The organism is Brevibacterium sp. CSND-B09, assembly GCF_052906525.1.
Genome location: NZ_JBREGI010000001.1, coordinates 1341902 through 1367031 on the forward strand (window position 1 = coordinate 1341902; position 25130 = coordinate 1367031).

The 25130-nt window shown below is 63.4% G+C and carries 18 protein-coding genes; 8 read left to right on the forward strand and 10 right to left on the reverse strand.

The features are described from left to right. Positions 1 to 100: 100 nt before the first annotated feature. Positions 101 to 2062: an alkyl/aryl-sulfatase gene (locus ACU4IU_RS06225; RefSeq protein WP_446656186.1), complete on the forward strand. Its 1962-nt coding sequence runs from the start codon at positions 101 to 103 to the stop codon at positions 2060 to 2062. A gap of 117 nt (positions 2063 to 2179) precedes the next feature. Here the strand turns inward: ACU4IU_RS06225 and ACU4IU_RS06230 are convergent, their stop codons facing one another. The 6 genes from ACU4IU_RS06230 to ACU4IU_RS06255 form a co-directional block, all read right to left on the reverse strand. Continuing rightward, positions 2180 to 3760, reverse strand: coding sequence for an ABC transporter substrate-binding protein (locus tag ACU4IU_RS06230; protein WP_446656187.1), 1581 nt, complete (start codon positions 3758 to 3760; stop codon positions 2180 to 2182). 31 nt (positions 3761 to 3791) lie between these two features. Beyond that, positions 3792 to 5078, reverse strand: coding sequence for a serine hydrolase domain-containing protein (locus ACU4IU_RS06235; protein WP_446656188.1), 1287 nt, complete (start codon positions 5076 to 5078; stop codon positions 3792 to 3794). After that, positions 5075 to 5890, reverse strand: a complete 816-nt coding sequence (locus tag ACU4IU_RS06240) for an ABC transporter ATP-binding protein (RefSeq protein WP_446656189.1) — start codon at positions 5888 to 5890, stop codon at positions 5075 to 5077. The genes ACU4IU_RS06235 and ACU4IU_RS06240 overlap by 4 nt, the downstream gene beginning before the upstream one ends. Beyond that, positions 5887 to 7575: an ATP-binding cassette domain-containing protein gene (locus ACU4IU_RS06245; protein WP_446656190.1), complete on the reverse strand. Its 1689-nt coding sequence runs from the start codon at positions 7573 to 7575 to the stop codon at positions 5887 to 5889. Before ACU4IU_RS06245 ends, ACU4IU_RS06240 begins: the two co-directional genes overlap by 4 nt. A 3-nt stretch (positions 7576 to 7578) precedes the next feature. Continuing rightward, on the reverse strand, positions 7579 to 8589 hold the full coding sequence (locus ACU4IU_RS06250) for an ABC transporter permease (protein WP_420097060.1): 1011 nt from the start codon (positions 8587 to 8589) through the stop codon (positions 7579 to 7581). A 230-nt stretch (positions 8590 to 8819) separates the two neighbouring features. Then, positions 8820 to 9428, reverse strand: a complete 609-nt coding sequence (locus ACU4IU_RS06255; RefSeq protein ID WP_446656191.1) for a TetR/AcrR family transcriptional regulator — start codon at positions 9426 to 9428, stop codon at positions 8820 to 8822. Between the two features lie 140 nt (positions 9429 to 9568). On the opposite strand from ACU4IU_RS06255, the gene ACU4IU_RS06260 reads away from it, so the two are divergent. The 3 genes from ACU4IU_RS06260 to ACU4IU_RS06270 all read left to right on the forward strand — a co-directional run bounded on the left by ACU4IU_RS06260 (position 9569) and on the right by ACU4IU_RS06270 (position 14605). Further along, positions 9569 to 11128: an AMP-binding protein gene (locus ACU4IU_RS06260; RefSeq protein ID WP_446656192.1), complete on the forward strand. Its 1560-nt coding sequence runs from the start codon at positions 9569 to 9571 to the stop codon at positions 11126 to 11128. A 59-nt stretch (positions 11129 to 11187) separates the two neighbouring features. Then, positions 11188 to 12360 carry an acyl-CoA dehydrogenase family protein gene (locus tag ACU4IU_RS06265; RefSeq protein WP_446656193.1) on the forward strand — a complete coding sequence of 391 codons (1173 nt, stop codon included), beginning with the start codon at positions 11188 to 11190 and terminating at the stop codon, positions 12358 to 12360. Between the two features lie 262 nt (positions 12361 to 12622). Beyond that, positions 12623 to 14605, forward strand: coding sequence for an acetoacetate--CoA ligase (locus ACU4IU_RS06270; RefSeq protein ID WP_446656194.1), 1983 nt, complete (start codon positions 12623 to 12625; stop codon positions 14603 to 14605). A gap of 95 nt (positions 14606 to 14700) precedes the next feature. On the opposite strand, the gene ACU4IU_RS06275 is transcribed toward ACU4IU_RS06270, so the two are convergent. Together ACU4IU_RS06275 and ACU4IU_RS06280 are read right to left on the reverse strand one after the other, a co-directional pair. Then, positions 14701 to 16029, reverse strand: coding sequence for a hypothetical protein (locus tag ACU4IU_RS06275; RefSeq protein WP_446656195.1), 1329 nt, complete (start codon positions 16027 to 16029; stop codon positions 14701 to 14703). 116 nt (positions 16030 to 16145) lie between these two features. After that, a complete protein-coding gene (locus ACU4IU_RS06280; RefSeq protein WP_446656196.1) occupies positions 16146 to 16931 on the reverse strand; it encodes a MaoC/PaaZ C-terminal domain-containing protein in 786 nt (261 codons plus the stop codon). 170 nt (positions 16932 to 17101) lie between these two features. On the opposite strand from ACU4IU_RS06280, the gene ACU4IU_RS06285 reads away from it, so the two are divergent. From ACU4IU_RS06285 to ACU4IU_RS06300, 4 genes are all read left to right on the forward strand, one after another. Then, complete coding sequence (locus tag ACU4IU_RS06285; protein WP_446656197.1) at positions 17102 to 17773, forward strand: TetR/AcrR family transcriptional regulator; 672 nt, start codon at positions 17102 to 17104, stop codon at positions 17771 to 17773. Between the two features lie 217 nt (positions 17774 to 17990). After that, on the forward strand, positions 17991 to 18455 hold the full coding sequence (locus ACU4IU_RS06290) for a MaoC family dehydratase (RefSeq protein ID WP_446656198.1): 465 nt from the start codon (positions 17991 to 17993) through the stop codon (positions 18453 to 18455). Between the two features lie 22 nt (positions 18456 to 18477). Continuing rightward, a complete protein-coding gene (locus ACU4IU_RS06295; protein WP_446656199.1) occupies positions 18478 to 20160 on the forward strand; it encodes a class I adenylate-forming enzyme family protein in 1683 nt (560 codons plus the stop codon). Continuing rightward, positions 20148 to 21620, forward strand: a complete 1473-nt coding sequence (locus ACU4IU_RS06300; protein ID WP_446656200.1) for an APC family permease — start codon at positions 20148 to 20150, stop codon at positions 21618 to 21620. Before ACU4IU_RS06295 ends, ACU4IU_RS06300 begins: the two co-directional genes overlap by 13 nt. Positions 21621 to 21831: 211 nt before the next feature. Here the strand turns inward: ACU4IU_RS06300 and ACU4IU_RS06305 are convergent, their stop codons facing one another. After that, on the reverse strand, positions 21832 to 23502 hold the full coding sequence (locus ACU4IU_RS06305) for an APC family permease (RefSeq protein WP_446656201.1): 1671 nt from the start codon (positions 23500 to 23502) through the stop codon (positions 21832 to 21834). 214 nt (positions 23503 to 23716) lie between these two features. Continuing rightward, positions 23717 to 25126 carry an FAD-dependent oxidoreductase gene (locus tag ACU4IU_RS06310; protein WP_446656202.1) on the reverse strand — a complete coding sequence of 470 codons (1410 nt, stop codon included), beginning with the start codon at positions 25124 to 25126 and terminating at the stop codon, positions 23717 to 23719. Positions 25127 to 25130 lie beyond the last annotated feature (4 nt).

Below are 25130 nucleotides of genomic sequence, written 5' to 3' on the forward strand. Positions count from 1 at the left end.
TGTCAGCCGAGTGAACGGATTCTCGACTACCAATCTATACGATATGTAAAGTTCCAGACTCCTTGTAAGCTGAGAGAAAACCCGGTACGAAGGATTTCCCATGGTGTTCATCGACCCCGAGCCCACAGCACTGGAACAGATCAGGCTGGACAGCGAGCGGGGCTTTCTCGGCACTCGCGAACAGCCCCTCATCACTGCCGACGACGGCAGTGTCGTCTCTGACCTCAGCGCCTACGACTTCCTCACCGACCCGGCTCCTGCCGAGGCCGATCCTGTGCTGTGGGAGCATTCGGGTCGTGTCGCCCGTCACGGACTCTTCCTCGTCATCGAAGGCATCTACCAAGTGCGCGGATTCGATCTCGCCAATCTCACCCTCATCGAGGGAGCCGACGGTGTGATCGCCGTCGATGCGCTCACGAGCACGGAAACCGCCGAGGCGGCCCTTGAACTCTACTTCGCCCACCGCGGCAGGCGGCCGATCACCGGAATCATCCTCACTCATCCGCATGTCGATCACTTCGGCGGAGTCGAGGTCCTCCTCGCCCACGCGGTCCCCGGTGCGCCTGTGCTGGCCCCGGAAGGGTTCCACCACCATGCGCTGCGGGAAAACCTGCTCGCCGGTCCGGCGATGCGCCGACGCTCGGTCTACATGTACGGCACCGAACTCGAGCCGGGCCCGACCGGCCACATCGGTTGCGGCCTCGGCCAGCGAGTGGCGACGGGAACCACGACGCTGACTGCCCCCACCGATACGATCACGGCCACCGGTGAGACCAGGACGATCGACGGTCTGGAGTTCGTCTTCCAACTCACCCCCGGCACCGAGGCTCCGGCGGAGATGAACTTCCTTCTCCCCCGCCTCGGCGCTCTGTGCCTTGCGGAGAATGCGGTGCACACCCTGCATAACATCATCACTCTGCGCGGTGCCCAAGTTCGCGATGCCAAGCTCTGGTCCGACTATCTCGATGAGACGTTGAGGCTCTTCGGGCCGCGGACCTCCGTCGCCTTCGCCACTCATCACTGGCCCACTTGGGGACGCGAGAGGGTCGCCGACTTCCTCACCGTCCAGCGCGACGTCTATGGCTTCCTGCACGATCAGACCGTGCGGCTGATGAACGACGGCTTCACCGCCGATGAGATCGCCGAACGGCTGGAGCTGCCCGAGGCCCTGGCCGCCTCCCCCGTCGTCCGCGGCTTCTACGGTTCGGTCAGCCACAACGTCAAGGGCATCTGCCAGTTCTATCTCGGATGGTTCGACGGCAATCCCTCACATCTGTGGCCGCTGCCGAAGTCGGAGAGCGCAGAGCGCTGGATCTCGATGCTCGGCGGGGTCGACTCCGCTGTATCGCGGATGACGGCCACACTGCCCGATGCGAGCACCGAGGATCTGCGGTTCGCCTCTGAGGTCCTCGACGCCTGCGTCTTCGCCGACCCCGGCCACAGCAGAGCCCGCAATCTCCTCGCCGATGTGCTCCAGCGCTTGGCCCATGGGTGTGAGAACGCCGTGTGGCGCAATGAGTATCTCAGCGCCGCCGCCGAACTCCGCAGCGAACCGGAGGCGGTGCCCGGAGCGACACCGCAATGGCTTTCTCCAGCCGGAGCGCAGTCGGGCAGCGGCTCCCGGGCTGACGCAGATGGCCGACCGTCGCAGGGCCGTCCCCACAACCGGATCGCTGCGGATCTCGGCCTCGCCGATGTGCTCGACTCGATGTCCGTGCGCCTCGACGGTCATGCAGCGGCCTCGATGCGGCTGAGCATCGACCTCGTCGAACTCGACGCCGAGTCCTCAGCCCGGGCCGTCCATCACGTCGAACTCCACAATGGGGTCCTCCATCACCGCCGTGAACCTCTCGCGGCAGGAGCATTACCGGAGTCATCGAGCCTGTCGTCTTCCGGTGCCGAGGCAGACCTGAGGATCGAGGTCCCACTCGGGTCGGCTTCGCGTCTGGTCGCGCGCGGCCTCACGGGCTTCACCGCCTCGGGCGACACCGCTGCGTGGGACCGCCTGCGCGCACTGCTGACCACCGCCCGACGCGGCTTCCCCATCATCGAACCTCGGTGAGCATCGTCGGACTGCCGTGACGCAGGACTTGCGAAGCCAGCAGCACTGAGCGGCCGGCGGAGCTGTCTCCGCCGGCCGCTCAGGCATCACCGTCTCAGACCCGGTGCCGCCTCGACGTCATTTCGTGATGCGCATCGTCTTCGTCGCCGGCAGACCGTCATAGATCCGCTGCTCGAAGCCCGGGGCAGTCGTCAGCTGAGCCGGGATTCCGCTCAACGGCACGGCGTATGCCTGCTCGAAGACCCGATCCTGCAGCTTCGCATAGATCTCGCAGCGTTTGCTCTCATCCTCTTCCGCCATGGCCTGGGCGAGCAGCTTCTGCACATCCTTGTGCTCGTCTCCGGTCGAGTTGCGTCCTCCGTCCTCGGTCACCATACCGGTGAACCGGGAGATGCCGTCGTAGAGGGTGCCCGAGGTGTTGATGAAGTTGAGGATTGCCATATCCCACGACTCAGGTTTGGAAGCGAGCTCGGTGGCCAGTCCCGCCGGGTCGACCGACCGCAGTGTGTTCTTCGCTCCGGCTTCGCTGACGACCTGGTCGACATACTTGTTGCCGGCGCCCTTGGCGACGGCCGGAGTGCCCAGCTGCACCGACTCCGCACCCTCGAGGCTCTCGGCCGCTGCCGCCGGATCATTGGCGATGAGGCGGGACTCGTCTGTGTTCGCGCAGGGAACCGTCTCGGATACGAAGCTCGTCGACGGCTCACCGAGCCCGTTCGTCGCCGCCTTCGCGTAGGCCGAGCGGTCGATGGCCTGAGCCACTGCCCGGCGCTTGTCCGCGTCAGCGAAGACGCGGCCGTCGCGTTCGTTGAAGACGAGGAACATCGTGCCCACCGAGAAGCGCTCAGAGCCGAAGTCCTCCTCGTCCTTGAACCGAACCATCGGCTCACCGGTGATGGTGGCGACGTCGAGGTCCCCGGTGATCATGCTGTTGGCGACGCTGTTGTAGTCGGTCGACACCGTGAAGTGCACGGTCTTCGCAGGATCACCCTTGAGCGGTTCGGCGAATTCGGGGAACGTGTATCCCGAGTCGCGCAGCGTGAACTCCACGCTGGCGCCCGGTTTGAAGTCTTCCAAGGTATAGGGGCCCGAAAATGCCGCTTCGACCTCTCCGGTGGCGGTCTTCTCCGGGTCTTCGAGTCCCGCCGGGCAGACGATTCCGGCTTCGGGCTGCGACAGTCCGCGCAGCATGTCCGCCCAGGGTTTGTCGAGTTCGATGGTCACGGTCCCCGCATCGTCGTCGGCGGTGATCTTCGGAGAGTTGGGCCCGAAGACCTGACTCTTCTGCTTCGAGGTCTTCGCGAATTCCTCGAGGGAGTCCTTGACGATGTTCGGGGTGATCGTCGTTCCGTCGGCACAGGTAGCGTCTTCACGCAGGGTGAACGTCCCCTTCGTCGGCGTGACGTCCCAGTCCGTCGCAAGATCCCCGCTGACGCCGTCTTCCGCATCGGAGTCGAGTGCCACGAGCGAGGCATAGAGCAGGCTGCTGGACTGGGTTCCCGGCACCCCCGAAGCCGTGTACGGGTAGAAACTGTTGGGGTCGGCGATCATCGTCGATCGGATGGTGTCGGTGGTTCCCTCGCCGCCACTCCCGGTGGCTCCGGTCGTGCAGGCGCTGAGCCCCAGCGTCAGGGCGGCGAGACCGGCGACGGCGGGAACGAGTCCGGTCGCCATCGACCGGCGTCGTGTGATGGACATTCTGTCTCCTCGTGGTGGTGGGTGGATGGGGTCAGTGCGGTGTCAGCGCAGTCTCACGTGCTGTGAGTTCGCGGCTGAGGCGGGCGAAGACGGGCTCGAACCGGGGGACGCTGACGGACTCGTCGACGGGGTGAGCGCCGAAGTGCGCGATCACCGTCTGCCGGGCGGGGTTGATGTAGAGCCTCTGCCCGGAACGGCCGCGGGCGACCAGTGCCCCTTCGCCGTCCTGGGGCAGCCACCAACCGCGCCGATAGGCCAGCACAGGTCGGTCGATCCTTTCGTCGCCTGTGCCCACGACGTCGGATGCGGGGCCTTCGGGCACCGTCCAGAAGTCTGCGACCAGGTCCGCCGGCAGCACCTGGTCCTGGCCGACCGCACCTCCGTCGGCCATGAGCTGCCCGAAGCGGGCGAGATCGGCCAGAGTGCAGGCGAAGCGGCCGGAGACGAGTTCCCGACCAGTGGGGTCAAGTCCGAAATGAGCGTCGCTGCTCGCCCCGATGCGCGAGTAGACCAGTTCTTCGAGCAGAATAGACACGGTGGCTCCGGTCGTCCGGCGGACGACTTCGCCGAGTGCTTCTGTGTTCCCGTTCTCGTATCTGAAGGACTGCCCGCTGGAGCCGTCCTCTCGCGATGTCGCCAACCTCTCAAGCAGTGTCCGGGGTCCGGTGTAGTCTGCCGGCGCCGGCACCATGCCGACGGCGGCGAAGAAGGCACGCGCCTCGGTCTCCTTGTCGAAGAGCCGCTGTCCGTAGCGCACGGCGGTGAGCATATGGAAGGCGTCGTCGACGCCGGCGAGGCCGAATCCGGTGCCCTCCAGCTCCGGCACGTAGTCGCCGATGGTTCGGCTGGGATCGATCTCCCCGCTGCGCATCAGCGAGGCCAGGACCAGCGCGAACACCGATTTCGAGATCGAGGCAGTGACATGCCTGTCCTCGGGTCCGAATCCGTGGCGCCAGTCGCTGTGGACGAGCCGGCCGCAATGGAACACGAGCAGACCGGTCGTGTCCGCACTGTCACAGAACCGGCGCAGGCTCACCTCGGTGCCGTCGCTGCCCGGCACCATGACCTCGCCGAGGCCGTCCGCCAGACTCGTCGGGACCTCGAGGTCACCCGCCCGGCTGAGGGCCGACTCGGTCGCAGCCGGTTGCCGGGTCTGCCGTGCCGTATCCGCTGCCTGTCGACAGTGGGCGCGCACTGTGCGCACCGGCATGCGATCTTCGTCGTTGGTCATATGGGCGCGGATGGCGACAGGGTCGGAGAACCCTGCCTGCGCGGCTGCCTCCGCCGCTGTGCGTCGGTCTGGCTGGGTCTCATTCATGAGAGCTTGAACCCCTTTCCGCCCGGAACGGAGTCGAGCAGCGTTCGCGTGTAATCGGCTTGAGGGGCGGCGAACACGCGGTCGAGCTCACCGACTTCGACGATGCGACCGGCTCTCATGACGACGATGTCGTCGCAGACTGCCTGTGCCACCGCGAGGTTGTGGGTGATGAAGATCATCGAGTGCTCGGTGGCTCCTTCGCGCAATCGGGCCAGGAGCCGGATGATCTCGGCCTGCACGGACACGTCGAGGGCCGAGGTGATCTCGTCGGCGACGAAGAGTTCGGCTCCGACGGCCAGCGCCCGGGCTATGGCGATGCGCTGTCGCTGCCCGCCGGAGAACTCGTGCGGGTAGCGGTAGGCGACCGATGCCGGCAGCTGGACGCTTTCGAGGACCGCGGCGATCTCCTCGGCGTGGGACCGGGGACTGGCAGACTTCGGGTCGAAGGCCTCGGCCAGGGTCTGGGCGATGGTCCGACGCGGATCCAGCGAGGAATACGGGTCCTGTGGGATGTACTGGATCCTGCGGTAGAGCGCATGCCGGGCACGCCGCTTCGCCCGGGCCAGCTCGGCGCCGGCGACGGTGAGGCTGCCGGTGGAGATCCGGTTGATCCCCACGATCGCTTTGGCCAGCGTCGACTTTCCCGAACCCGACTCTCCGACCAGGCCGACGACGCGTCCGCGCGGGATGTCGAGGTCGATGTCCTTGAGCACATGGTGATAGCCGAAGGAGAGGTTGAGCTCCCTCGCACGCACGATCACATCGTCCTCGGCCCGCACCGGCCGGGCCTCGTCTTTCACAGTCACGCTCATGGCCTGCTCCCTTCCGGCAGTCCTCGGCTCATATCGATCTGGGGCACCGCATCGAGCAGAGCTGCGGTGTAGGGGTCGGAGACCTCACCGGCGGCGAGCTGGGCGGCGGTGAGCTCCTCGACGACCGCGCCATCACGCATGACCAGCACGCGGTCGCAGAGTTCTCCGACGACGCCGAGGTCGTGGGAGATGAAGAGCACGGCTGTGCCGAGTCGCCGACGCAGCTGGTGGAAGATGCGCAGCACCTCGACCTGCACCGTGACGTCGAGGGCCGTCGTCGGCTCATCGGCGATGAGCAGCTGTGGCCGGTTGACCACCGCGGCGGCAATCATCGCTCGCTGCCGCATTCCGCCGGACAGCTGATGCGGGTACTGCTTCATCCGCAGTTCGGGCTGATCAATACCGACGGTTGCAAGGGCCTCGATGATGGCCTGCTGCGCTTCCTTGCGGGAGTATCCCGAATGGGTGCGCAGAACCTCGGTCAGCTGCGGACCCATCGTGCGCGAGGGGTTGAAGGTGGTGCCGGGGTCCTGGTAGATCAATGCGATCTCCTGGGCCAGCTGCGCCGCTGCCGGTGTGCCCTTCATGTTCATGTCTCCCACCCGCAGCTCTTCGGCCTCGAGCGCGAGGTCATCGGCGAGGAGCCCGGCCACGGACATCGCGGTGAGCGACTTCCCGGACCCGGATTCGCCCACGAGGCCGACAATCTCGCCGGGGGCCACATGCAGGTCGATCCCCTTGACGAGGGCGCGACGTTGCTGACCGCCGCGGATTGCGAGTTCGCGCACCCGCACCAGGGCCTCGTCGTCTGCCGCGGGCGAGGCTGTGGCGTTCGCCTCGGGGGTGCGCGGGGACCAGGTCCGGGCGGTGCGAGGGTCGGCGTGAGCGGCCAGGCCGTCGCCGATGAGCATGGCCGCCACGGAGGCGAGCACGATCATCACAGCGGGCCCCAGCGCCTCAATCGGCTGCGTGTAGAGGGACTCGAGGCTGTCGTTGAGCAGCGAACCCAGATCGTATTGGGGCTGCTGGACGCCGAGCCCGACGAAGGACAGGGCGGAGATCTCGACCAGAGTGGCAGAGAAGATCGTCGTCGCCAGCACCAGCAGCGGTTCGGCCATCGCCGGGATCATGTGCCGAACAGCCAGATGGTAGGAGCCGACGCCGAGGAAGCGCGAGGTGAGGAAGTATTCGCTGCGGGCCGTGCGTCCGGCGAGGTTGGCCGTTACGCGGGCGAATCCGGGGATCCCCGCGATGCCCAGGGCGAAGACCGCCGTGGTCGCACCGGGCAGGAGGATCGCAGCGATGATGAGGGCGGTGATCAGCGTCGGGTACGCGACGGCGGTCTCGAGCAGTCGCAGGCACCATTCACGCACGACACGAGGCGCCAGCCAGATCGCCACTCCCACGACGAGACCGCCGACGACGGAGATCGCTGCGGCACAGACGGTCATGATGAGCGTCAGGCGGGTGGCGACGAGGACTCGAGCGAGATTGTCCTGCCCGAAGTCGTTCGTCCCCAGCGGGTGGCCTCTGCCCGGCGGCAGAGCTGTGTCATTGGTGATGGCTGTCGCCGAACCAGTGACGAAGATCGGGGCGACAACGGCGATGAGGACCAGTGCGACCATGAGGACGACACCGAATGTGAAGGCCGGCCGCCAGACAGTCGGGCGTGAGGCAGTAGACATGGATCAATCACCGGCTTCCAGGGTTCGAGGGTCGACGAGGGCCAGCACGATGTCGACGACGAGGATGAGGAGGGTAGCGATGATCCCGAGCAGCAGGATGGTGCCGCGAATGACGGGATAGTCGCGTTCGGTGATCGCCGTGACGATTCCGGTGCCGAGTCCGGGCCAGCCGAATACTGTCTCGATGACGACGGCTCCGCCGAGCATGCCTGCCAGGATCAGCCCTGAGAGGGTCAGGGTGGTGGTGAGCAGGTTGGGCAGCACATAGCGAGTGGTGATCTTCCAGGTGCTCAGACGCCAGCCGCGGGCGGTGCGCACATAGTCCTGTTCGAGGATCGTTGCCGCCTCGCGCCGCACGATGCGAGCGAGCGCGCAGGCAGGGCCGATCATGATCGCGGCCGTCGGAAGTACGAGCGATGACAGGGTCGCCGCACCCGAAGCGGGAAACCATCCGAGAAGCACCGCGAAGATGTAGACGATGAGCGTAGCGAGAACATAGTTCGGCACGGCGAAGACGAAGCTCGTCGCGGCGTTGAACGCATGGTCGAGACCGGGACGGCGGCCACCTCGGGTGAGCAGAGCCGCCGCGGTCCCGGCGGGCACCCCGAGCATCAGGGTGAGCACGATGGCCATGATCGCGATCTCGGCGGTGAAGGGCAGTCGAGCAAGCACGACCGACCACACCGGCAGACCGGTGGCGAACGACGCTCCCATATCACCGGTGAAGATGCCGCCGACGTAGTGGACGAACTGCACGCCCAGCGGCGCCTCGAGCCCGAGCGCGGTCCGGGTGGCCTCGATCTGCTCGGCAGTCGCGCCCTCCCCTGCCGCGACGACCGCGGGGTCGCCGGGCAGCAGCGGCACGATGAAGAACGTGATGACGATGAGCAGGCCGAAGGACAGCAGCACTCCCCCGCCACGGCGGATGAGGAATCGGGTCCATGGGTGCTCGGTCGGTCTCCGGCGTCGGGCATTGGGACTTGCGCCCCGAGTCGACGTGATGGACAGGGCCATGAAGACAACACCTCCTCGTGTCGTGTGCGACTGCCTAGTTCGCCTCGGCACCGGACAGTGCGGTCGAGGACATGGCCTGAATTACATATTGTCCGCTTTTAGACACACTGTCAAGATTTATTCGGAGTGCAAAGTAGTCGGGCGAACATGCCGTGGCGGCACGCCGACGCCGGGCCCTCACCGCGGGCGGTCAAGACGCGCGACAGAGTCCCAGAAGTGAGCGGCTGCGCTCAGAACGTCCCTTCGGGGATCTCGTCGAAGCCGCTGGCCCACATGCGACCATGCACGGAGAGCTCAGTGAGCACCTGCGCGACCTCGGCCGCCGGGATCGGCCGCTCCTCGGGCTCGAGCCACCACAGCAGCACCGTGACCTGCTCGCCCACCCAGGCGCGGGTGAGGATCTCCGGATCTACCCGGAACTGCGCGCCGGTCACTTCGGCGCGCTTGAGGAAGATCTCCTTGGCCGCTTCGGTGCGGGTGTCGACGAAGATCCGCAGCGCCGTGCCATCACCCTCGCCACGCAGGATCACGCGGTAGGCGTCCCGCTCCTCCTCCGCATGCTCGAAGAGGATTCGCAGCGCTTCGCCGGAGAAGTAGGAGTTCTCGCGCAGCCGCAGCTGTTCGAGCCGCGCAGCCAATTCACTCTGGAGGTCGAGGACGATCTGAGTGAACAGCGCAGGTTTGTCGCGATAGTAGGCATAGAAGGTCGCGCGCGAGATATCGGCCTCCGCAGCGATGTCCTCGATGGTCACGGCATCGTAGCCGCGCTCGAGGACGAGCTCGACCAGCGACGACTTCAGCGCGCGCTGAGTCCTGCGCGCCCGACGGCTCTCAGCCATCTCCACTCCTTCCGCACCAGCACCGCCGACTGGCGACACCTCAGCCACAACCGTACCGACACATTGTCATTTCTGGACTCCGGTGCCCAAAGTTGTACACTGTGTCTAATTCTAGTCACATTGTCGTGAGGAGATCTCGGATGCTCAACCTTGGTTACTACATCACCCGCGCCGCCCAGCACTGGCCCGACACCGAGGCGGTGGTCGCCGGCAGTCTGCGCCTGAGCTTCGTCGAGCTCGACGCCCAGTCGACAGCGCTGGCCGGCGCTCTCGCCGCCCACGGCGTCAACCGGGGCACGCCGGTAGCGACTTTCGCTGGGAACACCGGAGAACTCGTCGTCATCGAAGCGGCCCTCTACAAGCTCTCGGCCCTGCGAGTGCCCATCAATGCCCGCCTCGGGGTTGCCGAGACCGCCCACATCCTCGGCGACGCCGGAGTGGCAGTCCTCTTCGTCGACCGGACCCACTTAGCCTCGGCTGAAGCGGCTGTCGCGGCAGCAGAGGCGAACGTGCGCCTCGTTGTCCTCGGAGACGACGGCGACCGCGGCTATGCCTCCTTCCTCTCTGAGGGTGCAGGAGCAGAGCCCTCCGAGGTGATGTTTGACGCTGAGGAGTCCGATCCCTGCGTGCTCAACTTCACCTCGGGCTCGACCGGCAAGCTCAAGGCCGCGGTGCAGACGGTCGGCAACCGTCTGGCGAATATGCGCAAACGCCTCATGGACCCGTCGAAGTCGACGGGCCAGGAAACCAGATACCTCGTCGCCGGGCCGATCACCCACGCCTCGGGCATGGGAGTCCTGGCCGCCCTCAGCCGCGGTTCGACGATCGTCGTCCTAGCTTCCTGGGACGCCGGCGAGTTCCTGCGCCTGGTCCGTGACGAGCGGGTGACCTCGTCCTTCGTCGTCCCGACCATGCTCCACATGCTCCTCGACCACGGCATCGAGCCCGAAGATGTCGCGACACTGCAATCGCTGACCGTCGGCGGTGCCCCGGTGAGCCCGAAGAGGCTGAAGGAGGCCGTAGAGGCATTCGGACCGATTATCGAACAGGGGTACGGACAGGCAGAGACGACCAGTGGGGTCACGGCGCTGACCAAGGAGGACATCGTCCGCGGCATCGAATCCGATCCACAGCTCCTGCTCTCCTGCGGACGCGCCGTCTTCGACTCGGAGGTCGCAGTCCTCGACGACGACGGCAGGCGCGTGCCTGCCGGGGAGCTCGGCGAGCTGGCGGTGCGCGGCCCCGACTGCGTGAGCGAATACTGGGGCGCTCCAGAGCTGAGCGCGGAGACATTCCGCGACGGATGGGTGCTCACCGGCGACATCGCCTACATCCGACCCGACGGCTACGTCTTCATCGTCGACCGGAAGAAGGACATGATCATCTCGGGCGGATTCAACATCTATTCCACCGAGGTCGAGGCCGCAGTCTATGAACACCCCGATGTCAGTGAGGTCTGCGTCGTCGGCGCCCCCGACGACCGATGGGGCGAGTCAGTGACCGCCGTTGTCGTCGCACGCAGCGGCTCGCAGCCGAGCGCGGAGTCGATCATCGACTTCTGCGGCGAGCGCCTCGACCGCTTCAAGAAGCCACGGCGCATCGACTTCGTCACCGAACTGCCCGTCAACCGCAACGGCAAGATCGATCGTCGACAGATCCGCTCCGGCTACTGGGCCGGTGCCGAACGCAGCGTCAACTGAGCGACCAGGCCCGCCGTTCTCGGTCCGCCGCAACCACCATCTGCCGATTGGAGACAGACATGTCCTTCACCCTCAACCCCGACTATTCCGACCACCCCCTCGCCGAGACCATCGCGAGTCTGCGCACCTATCTCGACGGAGAGCTCGCCGAATACGAACAGAAGCGCGAGCTGCATCCGGAGTCGCGCTTCGACCGCGAGACTCTGCAGAAGGTGTGGAAGCGCTCCTATGAGCTCGGCTTCTACGGAATCCACCTGCCTCCGGAACTCGGCGGCAGGGGACTGAACCACACGGACCTGGCCATTCTCAAGGAAGAGGTCTCCGCCTCGGGGCGGGTGCTGGCCCAGAGCGTGCTTGGGGATATGGGAGGGCCTCTGCGTGTGGGCTCCATCTTCCACTTCGCCACCCCGACCCAGATTGAACGATATCTGCTGCCCGTCATACACGGCGAGCGCGCCTGCTGCTTCTCCCTGACGGAGACCGATGCCGGATCGAATGTGCGTGCCATGCACACCGTGGCCACTCCCGAAGGCGAAGGCTGGAGGATCTCGGGGCACAAGGTGTTCTCCTCGGCGGGCCCCTTCGCCGACTTCTCGATCCTCATCGCCCGTATGGCCGGCGAAGAGGAGGCATACTCGGCCTTCCTCGTCGATCTCGACTCTCCCGGCGTCCGGGTCGTCGAGGGTGAGGTCCCGCTGTCCGGCCAGCACATCGAGTCCGACATCATCCTCGACGATGTGCGCGTCGAACCCGATCAGCTCCTCGGCGAGGTCGGACAGGGACTGAAGATCGGACTCGGCCGGGTGACCACGAATCGATTGCTGCACTGCCCGACTGTTCTGGGACAGGTGCGAAGGGCACTGACGCTGACCGTGGATTTCGTCCGCAATCGTCAGGTCGCGGCGGGGTCGATGGCCCAGCTGCAGTCCGTCAAGCACACTCTGGCCGAGATGGCCACCGACTACTACGCGGCCCGGTCGATGACCTTCGACGCCCTGGCCGCCCTCGATCGGGGTGAGGCGATCATGCCCGAAGCGTTCATGTGCAAACTCTTCGTCGCTCAGAAGGCTTTCTCCATCGTCGATTCCGCGATGCAGCTGCAGGGCAAGGCCGGCATGGTCCACGGATCCGAGATCGAGGGGATCTGGCGGCGTCTGCGGATGTTCCGGATGCTCACCGGCTCCGACGAGATCCAGAAGAACGGGATCGCAAAAGAATTGTTCAGGGCATGATGACCTGCACTCACTCAAGCAGTTACTCTGACACACCGCACAGAACTGAGATAGTTTTCAGCAACAAGACAGTCCTGCATTTGGAGTACAGATCGTATGGTGCAGTCCATTGCACGACATCTGCCAGAAGATCGCGCCCATCCTGACCGCAGTGGCAGCGGCGTAAGGTGGACTCAACGTCTCACCCGCAGGACGAGTCCGAGTCGTTCCTGCTGATGAAGCACCCGTCCGTTGCCGCCCACCGCTGTGCTGAGGAGAAGAATTGACCGCTGAACCGATCTGGCTTCCCGACCCTGACCAGACCCCGCGACCACAGATCGCCGACTTCACCGACTTCGCGAACCAGAGCACGGGCAAATCCATGGCAGGGTATGACGATCTGTGGAAATGGTCGGTGACCGACCTCGACGGATTCTGGGGCGCGGTCTGGGACTACTTCGACGTCATCGCCGATGAGCCCTATAACGAAGTCCTCGCCGATCGGTCTATGCCGGGTGCCACATGGTTTCCCGGCACTCGGCTGAATTACGCCGAACACGCCCTGCGAGCTGGTCTCGACGACAAGCTCGCCGACGAACCAGCCATCATCACCATCAGAGAATCCGGCGAGCACACTGAGACCACCTGGCGCGAACTGCGCCGCCAAGTCGGATCCGTCGCCGCCTGGCTGCGCGACCAAGGAGTCGGCGAAGGCGACCGCATCGTCGGCTACCTGCCGAACACCCACCACACGCTCATTGCATTCCTCGCGACCGCTTCGGTCGGCGCCATCTGGTCTGCCTGCGCCCAGGACTATGCCGCCGAAGGCGCCGCAACGAAACTCGGCCAGCTCGAACCGAAGGTACTCTTCGCCGCCGACGGCTACCTGTGGAACGGTCAGGCATTCGACCGCCGCGACCAGGTCGCGGACTTGGCCAACCAGATGCCGAGCCTGAGTGCCGTGGTCGGGGTGGGCAACCTCGGCGAGGAATTCATCGATGAACACGGTCAGATCACGAACCTTACCGCCTGGGACGATATCGCCTCCGGGGATGCCGAACCCGAGTTCACGCGCGTCGATTTCGATACCCCGCTGTGGGTGCTGTACTCCTCGGGCACGACGGGGATTCCCAAGGGGATCGTGCACAGCCACGGCGGGGTCGTCATCGATCACCTGCGCCTGCTGGGTCTCCACCTCGACATCCGGCCGGGTGACCGGTTCTTCTGGTACACGAATACGAACTGGATGATGTGGAATCTCGTCGCCTCGGCGCTGGTGGGCGGTGCCACTACGGTGTGTTTCGACGGCAGTCCCCTCTATCCGGGGCCCAGTCGACTGTGGGAGATCGCCGCGGACGCGATGGCCAATGTTCTCGGGGTCAGTCCCGGGATCTTCCTCGCCGGGATGAAGGCAGGGATCGAACCCGGCAAGGAGTTCGACCTCTCCGCACTGCGGACGATCGGTGCCACCGGCGCCCCGGTGCCCGCCCACTGCTTCCCGTGGGTGCGCGATGCCGTCGGCGAGCGCGTGCAGCTGGCCTCGACGAGCGGCGGCACGGACGTCGTCAGCGGCTTCGCCGGATCCGCTCCGAACTGTCCGATCTGGGCCGGGGAGCTGTCGCGGCCGGTGCTCGGCGTGGCGTTGGAGTCCTGGGACGATGCTGGTCAGCCTTTGGTTGGCGAGGTCGGGGAGATGGTCATCACCGAACCGATGCCGTCGATGCCGGTGAAGTTCTGGAACGATCCCGACGATGAGCGCTACCGCGACACGTACTTCTCGATGTTCCCCGGAGTCTGGCGCCACGGCGACTGGATCACCATCACCGACCACGGCAGCGTCATCATCTCCGGCCGCTCGGATGCCACCCTCAACCGGCAGGGGGTGCGCCTGGGCAGCGCGGACATCTACGACGTCGTCGACGGTATCCCCGAGGTGGCCGAATCCCTGGTCATCGGTGCCGAGCAGCCCGATGGCGGGTACTGGATGCCGTTGTTTGTTGTGTTGGCTGACGGGGTTTCGTTGGATTCCGGGTTGCGGAAGCGGATTGCTGGGGAGCTGCGGTCCAAAGCGTCGCCCAGGCACGTGCCCGATGACATCATCGCGGTCCCGGCCATTCCGCACACCAAGACCGGTAAGAAGCTCGAGGTCCCGGTGAAGCGGCTGATCCAGGGGCATTCGGTGGAGAAGGTGGCAAATCCGGATGCTGTGGACTCGCTTGAGGCGCTGGAGTACTTTGCGCGGTTTGCGGAAGGGGCCGGCGACTGAGCCTGCACTCGATACCGAGCTGAACGAACCCGACCCCGTACTCCACTGTTCGTGGAGGTACGGGGTCGGGCCGCCTCGGCGAGGATTTTGGTTCTTCAGCTGTTCCAGCGTTCCTGTTCTCTGGCATGAGTGCTCAGGTACGCGCCAGGACTGAACTTCTCGTCGTAGAAGTCGGTGTCAAGATGCTGGGCCTGGAGATAGTTCATGATCCACACCGAGGGAACGGTGCCCGGGAACTTGCCGAATGTCTCGTCAATGTATTCGGCCTGTGCAGTGAGGAGTTCCATGAACTCGTCGTCGAAGGGCGCCGCCGCGCTTCGGACCGTCTCGGAATGCTTCCATGGGCCGGGGGTTCCCGGATTGAAGGGACCTCCCGGACCGAACTTCCGTTCGGCAAGTGCTTCGACGACTTTCCGCATGGACCCGAAGTGCGGCCTGGTGAAGGACTCGAAGATTCCGTCGCGACCTGTCGGGTTGGGCATGGCCCATCGATCATCGGTGTCGTACCTGAAGCCCAAGCCTGGGACCTGTGGGTTGTCGGAAGCACCGAGGACGGACAGTCGGTCGATGCCGTCGAAGCTCCATCCGCCCAAGCCGATTGCGCCGAGCGCCAGATGACCCACATAGCTGGAGGTCATCAGTTCCGCGCTGGCTTCAGCCAACGAGTACTGCTCGACGAAGCTCAACGGCTGCGGATCGTCGAAGTGGGCAAGCCGGTGGCGATACTTCTCCATCCCGGGAATCTCGCGGTCGTTGATGTCGTCATAGATGACGTAGCCGTTCTGTGAGAAGAAGGCGATGTTGAGCAGCGTCTGCTGCGCGAGATCGGCAACGGGGATCACGAGAAGTGAACCTGGCCAGTTTCCAATCCACGTGTTGTGTCCCTCGAAATACGGCTGTTCGCGTGGCAGATACAGTCGTTCGTCGCTAACTCGCACAGCACGCGCAAGAACCGAATTGAGCGCATTCTCTACCGCGTCGTCCGACTCAAAGGTGTTGATATCGAGCTGATGGTCGAGGACATCGTCCCTGGTCGGCAGATAGTACGTGCCCGAATCGTCGGTAAAGAAGAACTGAGTCGTATGGAAACCCGCTGCCGACGGGAAGGTCCGTCCAATTGCTGAACCGCTGTAGTTCGGGAACTGCGGTGCATACCCGGGGTGTCGACTGATGCCGAAATGCCATCCGGTCTGTCCGGTGACAGTGGCCAGCACCAGAGCACGTTGCAGGTCTGTCAGCGGGCGGGATTCCTTCCGGCTCTTAAACGCCAGTACCCCGTCCGGGATCTCTCCACCGACGGGGAACCGGCGTGAGCGACGTCCGAGCACTGCTTCAAATAAGGGAAACTCGGACAGCTCCTTCAGAGCTTCGCGTTCCTGGCCGGTCAGGTCGATCGCTGCAAGTCCGTTGTCGAATGTGGTCATCATCGTCCTCCGTGTCAGGGTCTTCTTTCTCGAACCGTAGCCGACTACTCTCCGCCAAGCTATGGCCGTTGTCATACGTGTAGAGCTGGCACGGGCCCCGTGCGTCCTCGCTTCCGTCAGCCGAGGCGGACCTCTCCCCGGCTGATCGCAGTCTCACCGGACTCATTGACCAACTCGAACCGGATCCCGCCCGAAGTATCAGCCACGTGCAATATTGTCGTCGAGGGGCAGAAAATCATCGCCGAGAGCTTTCCGCTGAATCCGAAAACTCGGCTCGGGTCGCCGTCGGCCTCGTGATTGACGATGGCAGAGAGGACTGCAGCAAAGGTCCCCGTGCCGTGGATGATCAGACCCGGGATCCCCGCCGCCTCAGCGGCCTTGCGATCGGTATGGATCGCCCCGTAGTCACGCGCACATTCCGAGAACACATAGGGTGCGAGCTTGCTGAAGGGAATCTCGATTGTGCGATCGAACGGCTGCCCTTCGTCGAGCGTGGACTCTGGAATCTCCGGCCTCACGTCCGGTCCGTCGAGACCGACACCACGGAAAATCGTCTGAGTGTAAGAACGAGCGACCTGCGTATCGCCTACATTGGTGTCTATACGGATAGTCAGTCGCAATCCTGACCTGCGCTGCTCTGCGCCGACAAGGACTGCACGACTGTCGAGGCAGTCACCGGAAGTGAATGGAGCCAGCAGATCAGTGTGATTGTAGCTGTGCACTCCTTGGGCTCGCTCGGCTTCACTGAGATCGAGCACTTCGTGAAGCGCCCCAATTGCGTCCCATTCGAGGTGGGAAACATAGGTAGGATGCACCGCAGGAGCCTCAGTCCGGTTCTCGAAGTAACGGTCATTCTCGTCTCCGACTGCGGCAGCATAGTTGCTCAGCCAACGGTCCTCCACGAGGTCACTAACGACCTCACCCTCTCTGCCCACGGAATCTGAATGCAGTGACATACCGGTACTCTCTTCGTTGAAGGCGGGACAACCAAAGCTCAAACATCAGTAATTGCTTAATTATGACTTCTATCATGGAAGTTAAACTGCTTTCAACCACTAGAGGAAGAGGCTGAATGTCTGCACTGCCGCGCGACGCCGCCCCCACGGCAGTCGACTATTACTCCGGTGGACAAACCACATACCTGTCGAAAGCACCCGAGCAGAAGCGCGCGCAGGTGACGTTCAATCGCATCGTCTCCGCCGCAGTAGGCCTCCTCCTGGAACGCGGCCTCACCGCATTGAACACCAATGCCGTGGCCGAGGGCGCGGGAGTAAACGTCGCGTCCGTCTATTCGTACTTCCGCAACAAAGAGTCCATCTTGTACTTTCTCGCCGAATTCTACGAGGGCTCCAGAGTGGCCCTGGTCGCCTCGGGAGCCGAACGGATCCGCAATGGCGCAGACTGGAAGCAGACCGTCGCCGAGATAATCGACGCGATGGTCGACTTTCGCATCGCTCACCCTGGATGCGTCGTTGTCCGCAACGCTGTGGCATCCGTACCGGATTCGCCAGATTTCGACGCTGCCTCGACACGCGAAGCAGCCGAATCTCTGACGGAGTGCTTCCTCCGGCTATCGCCGACAAGTTCGCTTCAGACGCTACGGAAAGTCACGCTCTTTTTCGCCGACACGGTGACCGTTACCGTAGACCGCGCATTTGCAACGATGCCGCACGACGCACAAGCTATCGCATACCTCAAGGAGATGTCTGAGGCCTGGCTGTCAACGTACATCGACGCCCCGTAGCCCCTCAGCTTCAACCTCACCCGCACTTCACCCCGCCATCTCACGGCTGAAGGCAGTACCCGACCCTCCTCAAACCTGTCCGAAAAAGGCGTTGACGACTCTCACCTCCCCGTCCTATGCTCTGAAAAGGCAAATATAAGTAATCACTTGCTTATCGCCTGCTGTCGCCGCGATCTTTCCTCGTTGTGCGATCGACTTCATGCAAAGGAGCAGAAGAATGCCAACTGACCTCGCCGAGGAGCTCTCTCGCTATCTCGGGACTTCATCCACATCGAAATGGCTGACAATCGACAGCGACCACCTCAGAGAGTTCGCTCATTCGACCTTTCTCGACGCAGCATCTGTTGACACGACGATCAGCAAGAACAACGTGCTTGGGCCCGACCTTGTTGATGGTTTCATGCTTCTGTCAATACTCATGCACGTCGAGTTCGCCGATCCCCTGAGCAATCGCGTCGGCCTCTATGGATTCAACTACGGTCTCGACAGAGTGCGATTCACCAACCCGGTCTTCGTCGGACAGCGGATCCGCTACCACCGGACGGTCGTCAACGTCGAAACCAGGACTCCAACGCGTTCGATCATCACGTCCGAGCACTCCGTTGAGACCGACGATGGCTCAACAGCGATGCACGCCATCTGGAAAACGATGCTCATCGACGGCCCCAACGAAGCCGAATGACCGGCCAAAGCGGAGGAGAAATATGATTCAGGCAAACACAGCCACACGCGACTGGTGGCTCTCTGGCGACACCACACAGTTCCGTCCGATCTTCACAGACGTTCTCGAATGGTCCCGCCAGCAGCCGCATAAACGGGCCTTGATCTTCGGTTCAAGGACGTGGACCTACGCCGAGCTCGGAGCCGAGATCGACCGTTTCGCACGAGCACTGTTAGCCCATGGCATCACACCAGGCGATCGAGTCGCGATGATGAGCACACCGCGGCCGGAGTTTCTCATCAGCTACCTCGCTGCGACTTCCATCGGCGCAATCTGGCAGGGTCTCAACCCCAAGTACACCGAAAGGGAGCTGCTCCACATCGTCGGAGACTCAGCCCCCGAAATCCTATTCGTCCTCGGCCCCGAAGTGGAAGCGGACCTTCTCGAACGGCTAACGTCGACGGTCAACCATCTGGGACTCGACTCACCGATCGTAGTGTTCACAGACACCGAGAACCGAAGTGACCTCGATCCAGAAGGAAGTGCTCCAAGTCAGCAGGCGAGGATCGCTTCATTCCTCGAATCGGCAGACTCCGTTTCCGTGGAACAGCTCGATCGTGCGCGCAGCGAGGTCACCGTCGAACAGCCGTCCATCCTGGTCTACACTTCCGGAACGACCGGAGCCCCCAAAGGGGCTCTCGTACGGCATTCCGGACTATCCCGACTCGCCCACATCCAATCCAAGAGATGGGGAGTCGACCACCCACGCATCATCATCAATCAGCCAATCAACCATATTGGATGCGTCGGCGATCTGTGCAGTGTGAGTCTCCACGCCGGCGGCACCTTGATCTTCACCGATCTGTTCGATCCTGGACTGACCCTTCAGCTCATCGAGACTCATGAGGTGAGCACACTCTTCCAGATTCCTGCCCAACTCCAGATGATCGTCGAGCACGAGAGTTTCGACTCAACCGACCTGTCCTCCCTCAGTGCTGTCGGATGGGGTGGAGGAACGTTAAGTGAAAAGCTCATCAATGCGTTCCGCAGCCGAGGAATCGATGTGCAGAACACCTATGGACTCACGGAAGTGACCTCATCGGTGTCTTACAGCCGGCCTGGCGCGACGAATGAAGAACTCAACACCTCAGTGGGCGAACCGGACCCCGAACTACAGATCCGCTTCCTAACTAAAGACGGCGAATGGAGCTCGGCAAACGGTCCCGGCGAAATATGCGTCAAACACCCGACAGTGATGCTCGGATATCTCAACCTCAAGGAGAAGACCGCCGAAGCGTTCACTCCCGATGGATGGCTGCGCACCGGTGACATCGGCGAACTCGATGCAGATGGCAATCTCCACCTCATCGGCCGTACCCACGAGATGTTCAAGTCGGGAGGCTATAACGTCTATCCGCGCGAGATCGAAGCGGTTCTCGAAGCCCTTCCGGGAGTCGCCGCTGTGGCAGTCGTTCCACGGCCTGACGAAAAATTCGGCGAAGTCGGAGTCGCCTTCGTTGAAGGTGCAGCGAATCTGAATGCGGACGAGCTACGCACTGCCGCCCGGGCCGAGCTCGCCAATTTCAAGGTGCCGAAGGAGATCCACATCGGCGCACTACCGCACCTGCCTAACCACAAGATCGACAAACAGCTGCTCAAGTCGCGCGCGACGCGAGAGAGCCACAATGACACCTTTCGAACGGAGAACATGTCATGGCCGAACTGAAGAAGACGCTCGGCGCCGGCACCCTGATCGCCCTTGGCGCAGCTGGCGTAATCGGGTCCAGTTTCCTCTACCTCTCTAGCGCCTTCTTCTCCGAATTCGGGGCAGGAGGAGTGATCCTCGGCATGATCGGAGCCACGTTCCTCGCCGCCTGCGTCGCGCTGGCCATCAGCGAGCTGACTGCCGCATTCCCACGGGCCGGCGGTGAGTTCGTTTACGCTTTCGCCGCGTTCAATCGGCCCGTCGGATTCCTCGTCGGTTGGATCGCTATTGGAATCTACGTAGGCATTGTCGCCTTCTACGTCACTGCCGCCGGCTTCCTCCTCGCCCAGGTAGTTCCGAGCATGGAATCCGTCCCGCTCTATGCCATTGGCGGAGAGACCGTCTACCTGCCAGTGCTCGCGCTAGGCGTAGTGCTGATGCTCATCATGCTCGGACTCAATTGGTTCGGAGCTCAGCTGGCCTTTTCGGCCCAGCTCGTCCTCTTCCTCATCATGGTTGGCCTCGGCGCCATCATTGTCGTCGTCGGATTCGGACACGGCGAACCCAGCAACTTCTTCCCCGCATTCTCCCCAGAAAACCAGAACGTCGCCGGTGCGCTCGTCTCGTCAACGAAGTTCATTCTTCCTGCCCTAGGTTTCCTTACCGGCTTCAGCATCGTCGCTGTCATGGCCGAAGAAGCGAAGATCTCACCGAAGAAGGTGGGCACGATCGTCATCTTCGCCGTAATCGTAGCCGGGGCCTTTTACGCGATCATCTTCGCTGCCACTGCGTGGGTCATCCCGTGGACGAAGACGGCCGGTCTCGAGGCCGGAACGATCGACGCATTCAGAGAAGCCGGATTTGCACCGTTGGCCATGGCGGCCTTCGCCATCGGCGTCCTCGGAATCGTCACGACGTTCCTCGCTGTGTTCTCGGCAGTCTCGCGCCTTCTATTCTCCCTGTCACGGGCGGGCATGCTCCCTCGCTTCCTCAGTGCAGTCGACCCGAAATATGGAGTTCCCCGAAACGCCCTTCTCTTTACAGCTGCTGCCGGTCTGGCGATGGGTTGGATCGGCCCGGGTGGACTCACTTGGTTCCTCAACACCGGTGGGGTCAACTTGGCGTTCATGTGGATTTTCACCGTGGCGGCTTTCTACCAGTTGCGGCGCACCCACCCCCATCTCAGCCGCCCTTATCGGGTACGGCAGACTTGGCTGCCTGCACTCGGTGGTGCCGCAGGTGTGATTCTCGTAGTAGTCAGCTTGGTCCCCGGAACACCACTCTCGCTTGGCAGTATCGGGGAATACGTCATTGTCCTCGCCTGGCCCCTCTTTGGATTCCTCCTCTATTGGTTGACGAAAAAGCCAGCCGATCCCGAAGACAGCCTGCGCTTGCTACTCGGCGACTACTATCACGAGTTTCGAAACAGCGGACCCGACCGTTCTCAGAGCACGGAAAGCTCCGAGGCCGAACCGCGATAGTCATAGTGGATTGGGACGTCGACCTCGATGGATTCCGACGGGACCTTCGTGAAACTTGATGGGCTGCTTGGCCTCGGCGAGTTCGAAGCCCCGTGGTCGACGATGTCATCAAACAACGAACATGGCCGAGGCGGTCCGACCATTGTGGTCGGGCCACCTCGGCGAGGGTTTTGGTTACTGACGTCGATGGAATCGACGTCATGTCACGGGATCATTCCCCGTCGATGTGTTCGGCTGCGGTCTCCTTGGTGTTCTCGACGTTGGCGACGACCTCCGCCGACTTCAGGCGGGTCTTGATACCGACGTAGAAGACGATGGCGGTGAAGATGGTGCAGACCAGCTCGCCCCAGCCGAACGTGAGCACGCCCATGGCGCCCTCGCCGTAGTTGCTCAGCAAGCTGAGCACGGCCAGTCCGCCGAGCCACAGGATCATCCACCAACCGGACTTGAACTGCAGAGGCGGGATCTTGCTGCGGTCGCTGAATGCATAGTGCAGGCCGAGGACCACGTAGCCGAGGGCCATCGCCAGGAACAGCTTCCAGTTCGTATCCCACCCAGTCCAGAACACGATGAGGTTCGCGGCGAGGAACCCGAGGAACGGGAGGACGTCCCCGCCGGGCAGGCGGAACGGACGCTCCTGATCGGGCAGCTGCCGGCGCAGCGCCGCGACCGTGATCGGACCGGAGCCGAAGGAGATGACTGTGCCGGAAGTGATGAACCCGACCATCTTCGCCCACGACGGGAACGGGAAGAACAGGAAGCAGGCGACGATGAACGTGATGAGCAGACCGAACCACGGGATGCCCTTCTTGTTCAGCTTCGTCATGGCACTCGGGGCATTGCCCACGCGTGCCTGCGAGTACGACAGCCGCGGGGTGAGCGCGGTGAAGATCAGGCCAGTGTCGGCTGGAGAGACGACGGCGTCGATGTAGAGGATGATCGCCAGCCACATCGCGCCGAGCATGATCGCGATCTCCGCCCACGGTCCCGCCGAGTTCGAGAACGACAGTCCGCCCCAACCGTCCTTGAGCAGGTCGGTGGGGATGGCGCCGATGAACGCGACCTGCAGGAGGATGTAGATGATGCCGGTGAGCACGATCGAACCGATGACGGCGAAGGGCACGTTCCTCTGCGGGTTCTTCGTCTCACCCGCGAACTCCACGCCCTGGCGGAATCCGAGGTAGGAGAAAACGATGCCCGCAGCTGGAAGGGCCGCGAAGATCGGGGCGATGCCGTTGGGAGCGAAACCGCCGAACTCGGCCATATGGAAGTGACCGGGGTTGAACGCCAGCAGCGCCAGTCCCACGAACACCAGGACGATGACGATCAGCTTCCACCACACGAGCACGTTGTTGAACTGGGCGAAGAACTTCACGCCGAACATGTTGATGACGCAGAAGACCGCGACCATCGCAATGCTCACGAAGATGCCCGGCACCGTGAGGACGAGCACCCCCTCCTTCGACTCCATCAGCCACGGCATATAGCTCGAGGCATACTGGACGGCCGCGAGCACCTCGATGCCCACGGTTCCCGCCGCCGACAGCCACGTGATCCACCCGCTGGTGTAGCTGGCGAACGAACCGAAGGCATAGTGCGGGTAGCGCACGACACCGCCGGCGACGGGGAACATGACACCGAGTTCGGAGTAGTTCAGAGCCACGAAGATGATGAGGACCGCACCCAGGGCCCACGACAGGATCGCGGCCGGACCAGCCATGCTCGCGGCATCGAAGGCACCGAAGAGCCAACCGGAGCCGATGATCGACCCGACTCCGGTGAAGAGCAGGCCGGTCTTGCCGATATCGCGTTTGAGCCCTTTGTCATGGACGACGGTCACGCTCGTGGGCGAGCCCGACGACAGGGAACTTTGTGAGGGCATCTTTGCCTCCCAGGGTAGACGGCAGTTTATCCGCCGCTAGTTTTCTCCGATCGGCGTGTGATGTCAATTACATAGCCGTGTTATACGGCCAGGTCACAGACTCAAACGACCCCGAACACCTCTTTTCGGTGTTCGGGGTCGAATGGTGGAACGTTGAGGGTCACTATGTGAGGTTTACGCCTCGAGGTGGGTGCCGACGCGGTGGGCGCGGGCCTCAGCTCCCGGCGTTCGCGTCCGCGTTCAGGTGGGCGCGCGCCTCGGCGAGCATGGCCTCACGGGTCGCGATCTTCACGCGCTCACGACCTTCAGCCTCGCCGAGGGCCTTCTCGGCGGCCTCGAGCCGGTGATAGCCCTCCCAATCCGTGAAGTCGACGCCCTTCGACTCGAGGAGCTCGACGATCGAGGACTCCTCCGGGTACAGAGGTTCGGTGAGCGCCCCGGCGGCCTGATCGTCGAGGATGTGCCCGATCGTCTCGAGCGCATCGCCCTTCGTATGACCGATGAGCCCGACCGGTCCGCGCTTGATCCACCCGGTCGTGTACACGCCGGGGATGACGTCTGCCTCGGCGGCATGAGCCTGATCTTCGGCGTCGACGACGCGTCCTTCGTGATTCGTGATGACCTTCTTGGCCTCGTCGAAGGGCAGCTGCGGCAGCTGCGTTCCCGCATAGCCGACGGCCCGGTACACGGCATCGATGTCCCAGTCGTGGAAGTCCCCGGTGCCGTTGACGCCACCGGTCCCGTCGAGTTCCTGACGTTCCGTGCGCAGACCGGTCACCCGATCCTCGCCGAGGATGGCCACCGGTGCGTGGAGGAAGTGCAGGTGCAGTCGCCGCTTCGCCCCGGTCTCCTCCCGCATCGCAAAGTCCGTGAGTGTCTTCGTCACCTGCTTGACCTGGTTGCTCGACTCGATGGCCTCGAGCGACCCCTGATCGAACTCGTAGTCCTCGGGATAGACGATGATGTCGACGTCTTCGACCTGACCGAGTTCACGCAGCTCGAGAGGCGTGAACTTCGCCTGCGCAGGGCCACGCCGTCCGAACACATGGACATCGGTGACCTTCGAGGACTTCAGCCCCTCATAGACGTGGTCGGGAATCTCCGTCGTGTGGAGGTCATCGGCCTGCTTCGCGAGCACCCGAGCCACGTCGAGGGCGACGTTTCCGTTGCCGAGCACAGCGACCTTCTCCGCATCCAGTGGCCACGTCTGGGCGACATCAGGATGCGCGTCGTACCAGTTGACGAAGTCGGCGGCACCATAGGAACCGGGCAGGTCGATGCCGGGCAGCGACAGGGGTGCGTCGACGAAGCAGCCGGTGGAGAAGATCACCGCATCGTAGCGGTCGGTGAGCTCGCCGAGGTTGATGTCGGCCCCGTATTCGACGTTGCCGAACAGGCGGATGTCACCACGGTCGAGGACCTTGATGAGCGCATTGATGATGCCCTTGATCCGCGGATGGTCGGGAGCGACACCGTAGCGGACGAGCCCGAAAGGAGAGGGCAGGCGTTCGAAGAGGTCGATGCTCAGTTCCAGGTCATGTTCGGCCTTGGTCAGCAGGTCGGCGGCGTAGATGCCGGCGGGACCGGCACCGATGATGGCCACTCTGAAGGGAATAGCAGGCATGGAT

What these genes read in the sequence shown, in the direction of transcription:
- ACU4IU_RS06225 (WP_446656186.1), top strand. Translation starts at nt 101, where the DNA reads ATGGTGTTCATCGACCCCGAGCCCACAGCACTGGAACAGATCAGGCTG.
- ACU4IU_RS06230 (WP_446656187.1), bottom strand. Translation starts at nt 3,760, where the DNA reads ATGTCCATCACACGACGCCGGTCGATGGCGACCGGACTCGTTCCCGCC.
- ACU4IU_RS06235 (WP_446656188.1), bottom strand. Translation starts at nt 5,078, where the DNA reads ATGAATGAGACCCAGCCAGACCGACGCACAGCGGCGGAGGCAGCCGCG.
- ACU4IU_RS06240 (WP_446656189.1), bottom strand. Translation starts at nt 5,890, where the DNA reads ATGAGCGTGACTGTGAAAGACGAGGCCCGGCCGGTGCGGGCCGAGGAC.
- ACU4IU_RS06245 (WP_446656190.1), bottom strand. Translation starts at nt 7,575, where the DNA reads ATGTCTACTGCCTCACGCCCGACTGTCTGGCGGCCGGCCTTCACATTC.
- ACU4IU_RS06250 (WP_420097060.1), bottom strand. Translation starts at nt 8,589, where the DNA reads ATGGCCCTGTCCATCACGTCGACTCGGGGCGCAAGTCCCAATGCCCGA.
- ACU4IU_RS06255 (WP_446656191.1), bottom strand. Translation starts at nt 9,428, where the DNA reads ATGGCTGAGAGCCGTCGGGCGCGCAGGACTCAGCGCGCGCTGAAGTCG.
- ACU4IU_RS06260 (WP_446656192.1), top strand. Translation starts at nt 9,569, where the DNA reads ATGCTCAACCTTGGTTACTACATCACCCGCGCCGCCCAGCACTGGCCC.
- ACU4IU_RS06265 (WP_446656193.1), top strand. Translation starts at nt 11,188, where the DNA reads ATGTCCTTCACCCTCAACCCCGACTATTCCGACCACCCCCTCGCCGAG.
- ACU4IU_RS06275 (WP_446656195.1), bottom strand. Translation starts at nt 16,029, where the DNA reads ATGACCACATTCGACAACGGACTTGCAGCGATCGACCTGACCGGCCAG.
- ACU4IU_RS06285 (WP_446656197.1), top strand. Translation starts at nt 17,102, where the DNA reads ATGTCTGCACTGCCGCGCGACGCCGCCCCCACGGCAGTCGACTATTAC.
- ACU4IU_RS06290 (WP_446656198.1), top strand. Translation starts at nt 17,991, where the DNA reads ATGCCAACTGACCTCGCCGAGGAGCTCTCTCGCTATCTCGGGACTTCA.
- ACU4IU_RS06295 (WP_446656199.1), top strand. Translation starts at nt 18,478, where the DNA reads ATGATTCAGGCAAACACAGCCACACGCGACTGGTGGCTCTCTGGCGAC.
- ACU4IU_RS06300 (WP_446656200.1), top strand. Translation starts at nt 20,148, where the DNA reads ATGGCCGAACTGAAGAAGACGCTCGGCGCCGGCACCCTGATCGCCCTT.
- ACU4IU_RS06305 (WP_446656201.1), bottom strand. Translation starts at nt 23,502, where the DNA reads ATGCCCTCACAAAGTTCCCTGTCGTCGGGCTCGCCCACGAGCGTGACC.
- ACU4IU_RS06310 (WP_446656202.1), bottom strand. Translation starts at nt 25,126, where the DNA reads ATGCCTGCTATTCCCTTCAGAGTGGCCATCATCGGTGCCGGTCCCGCC.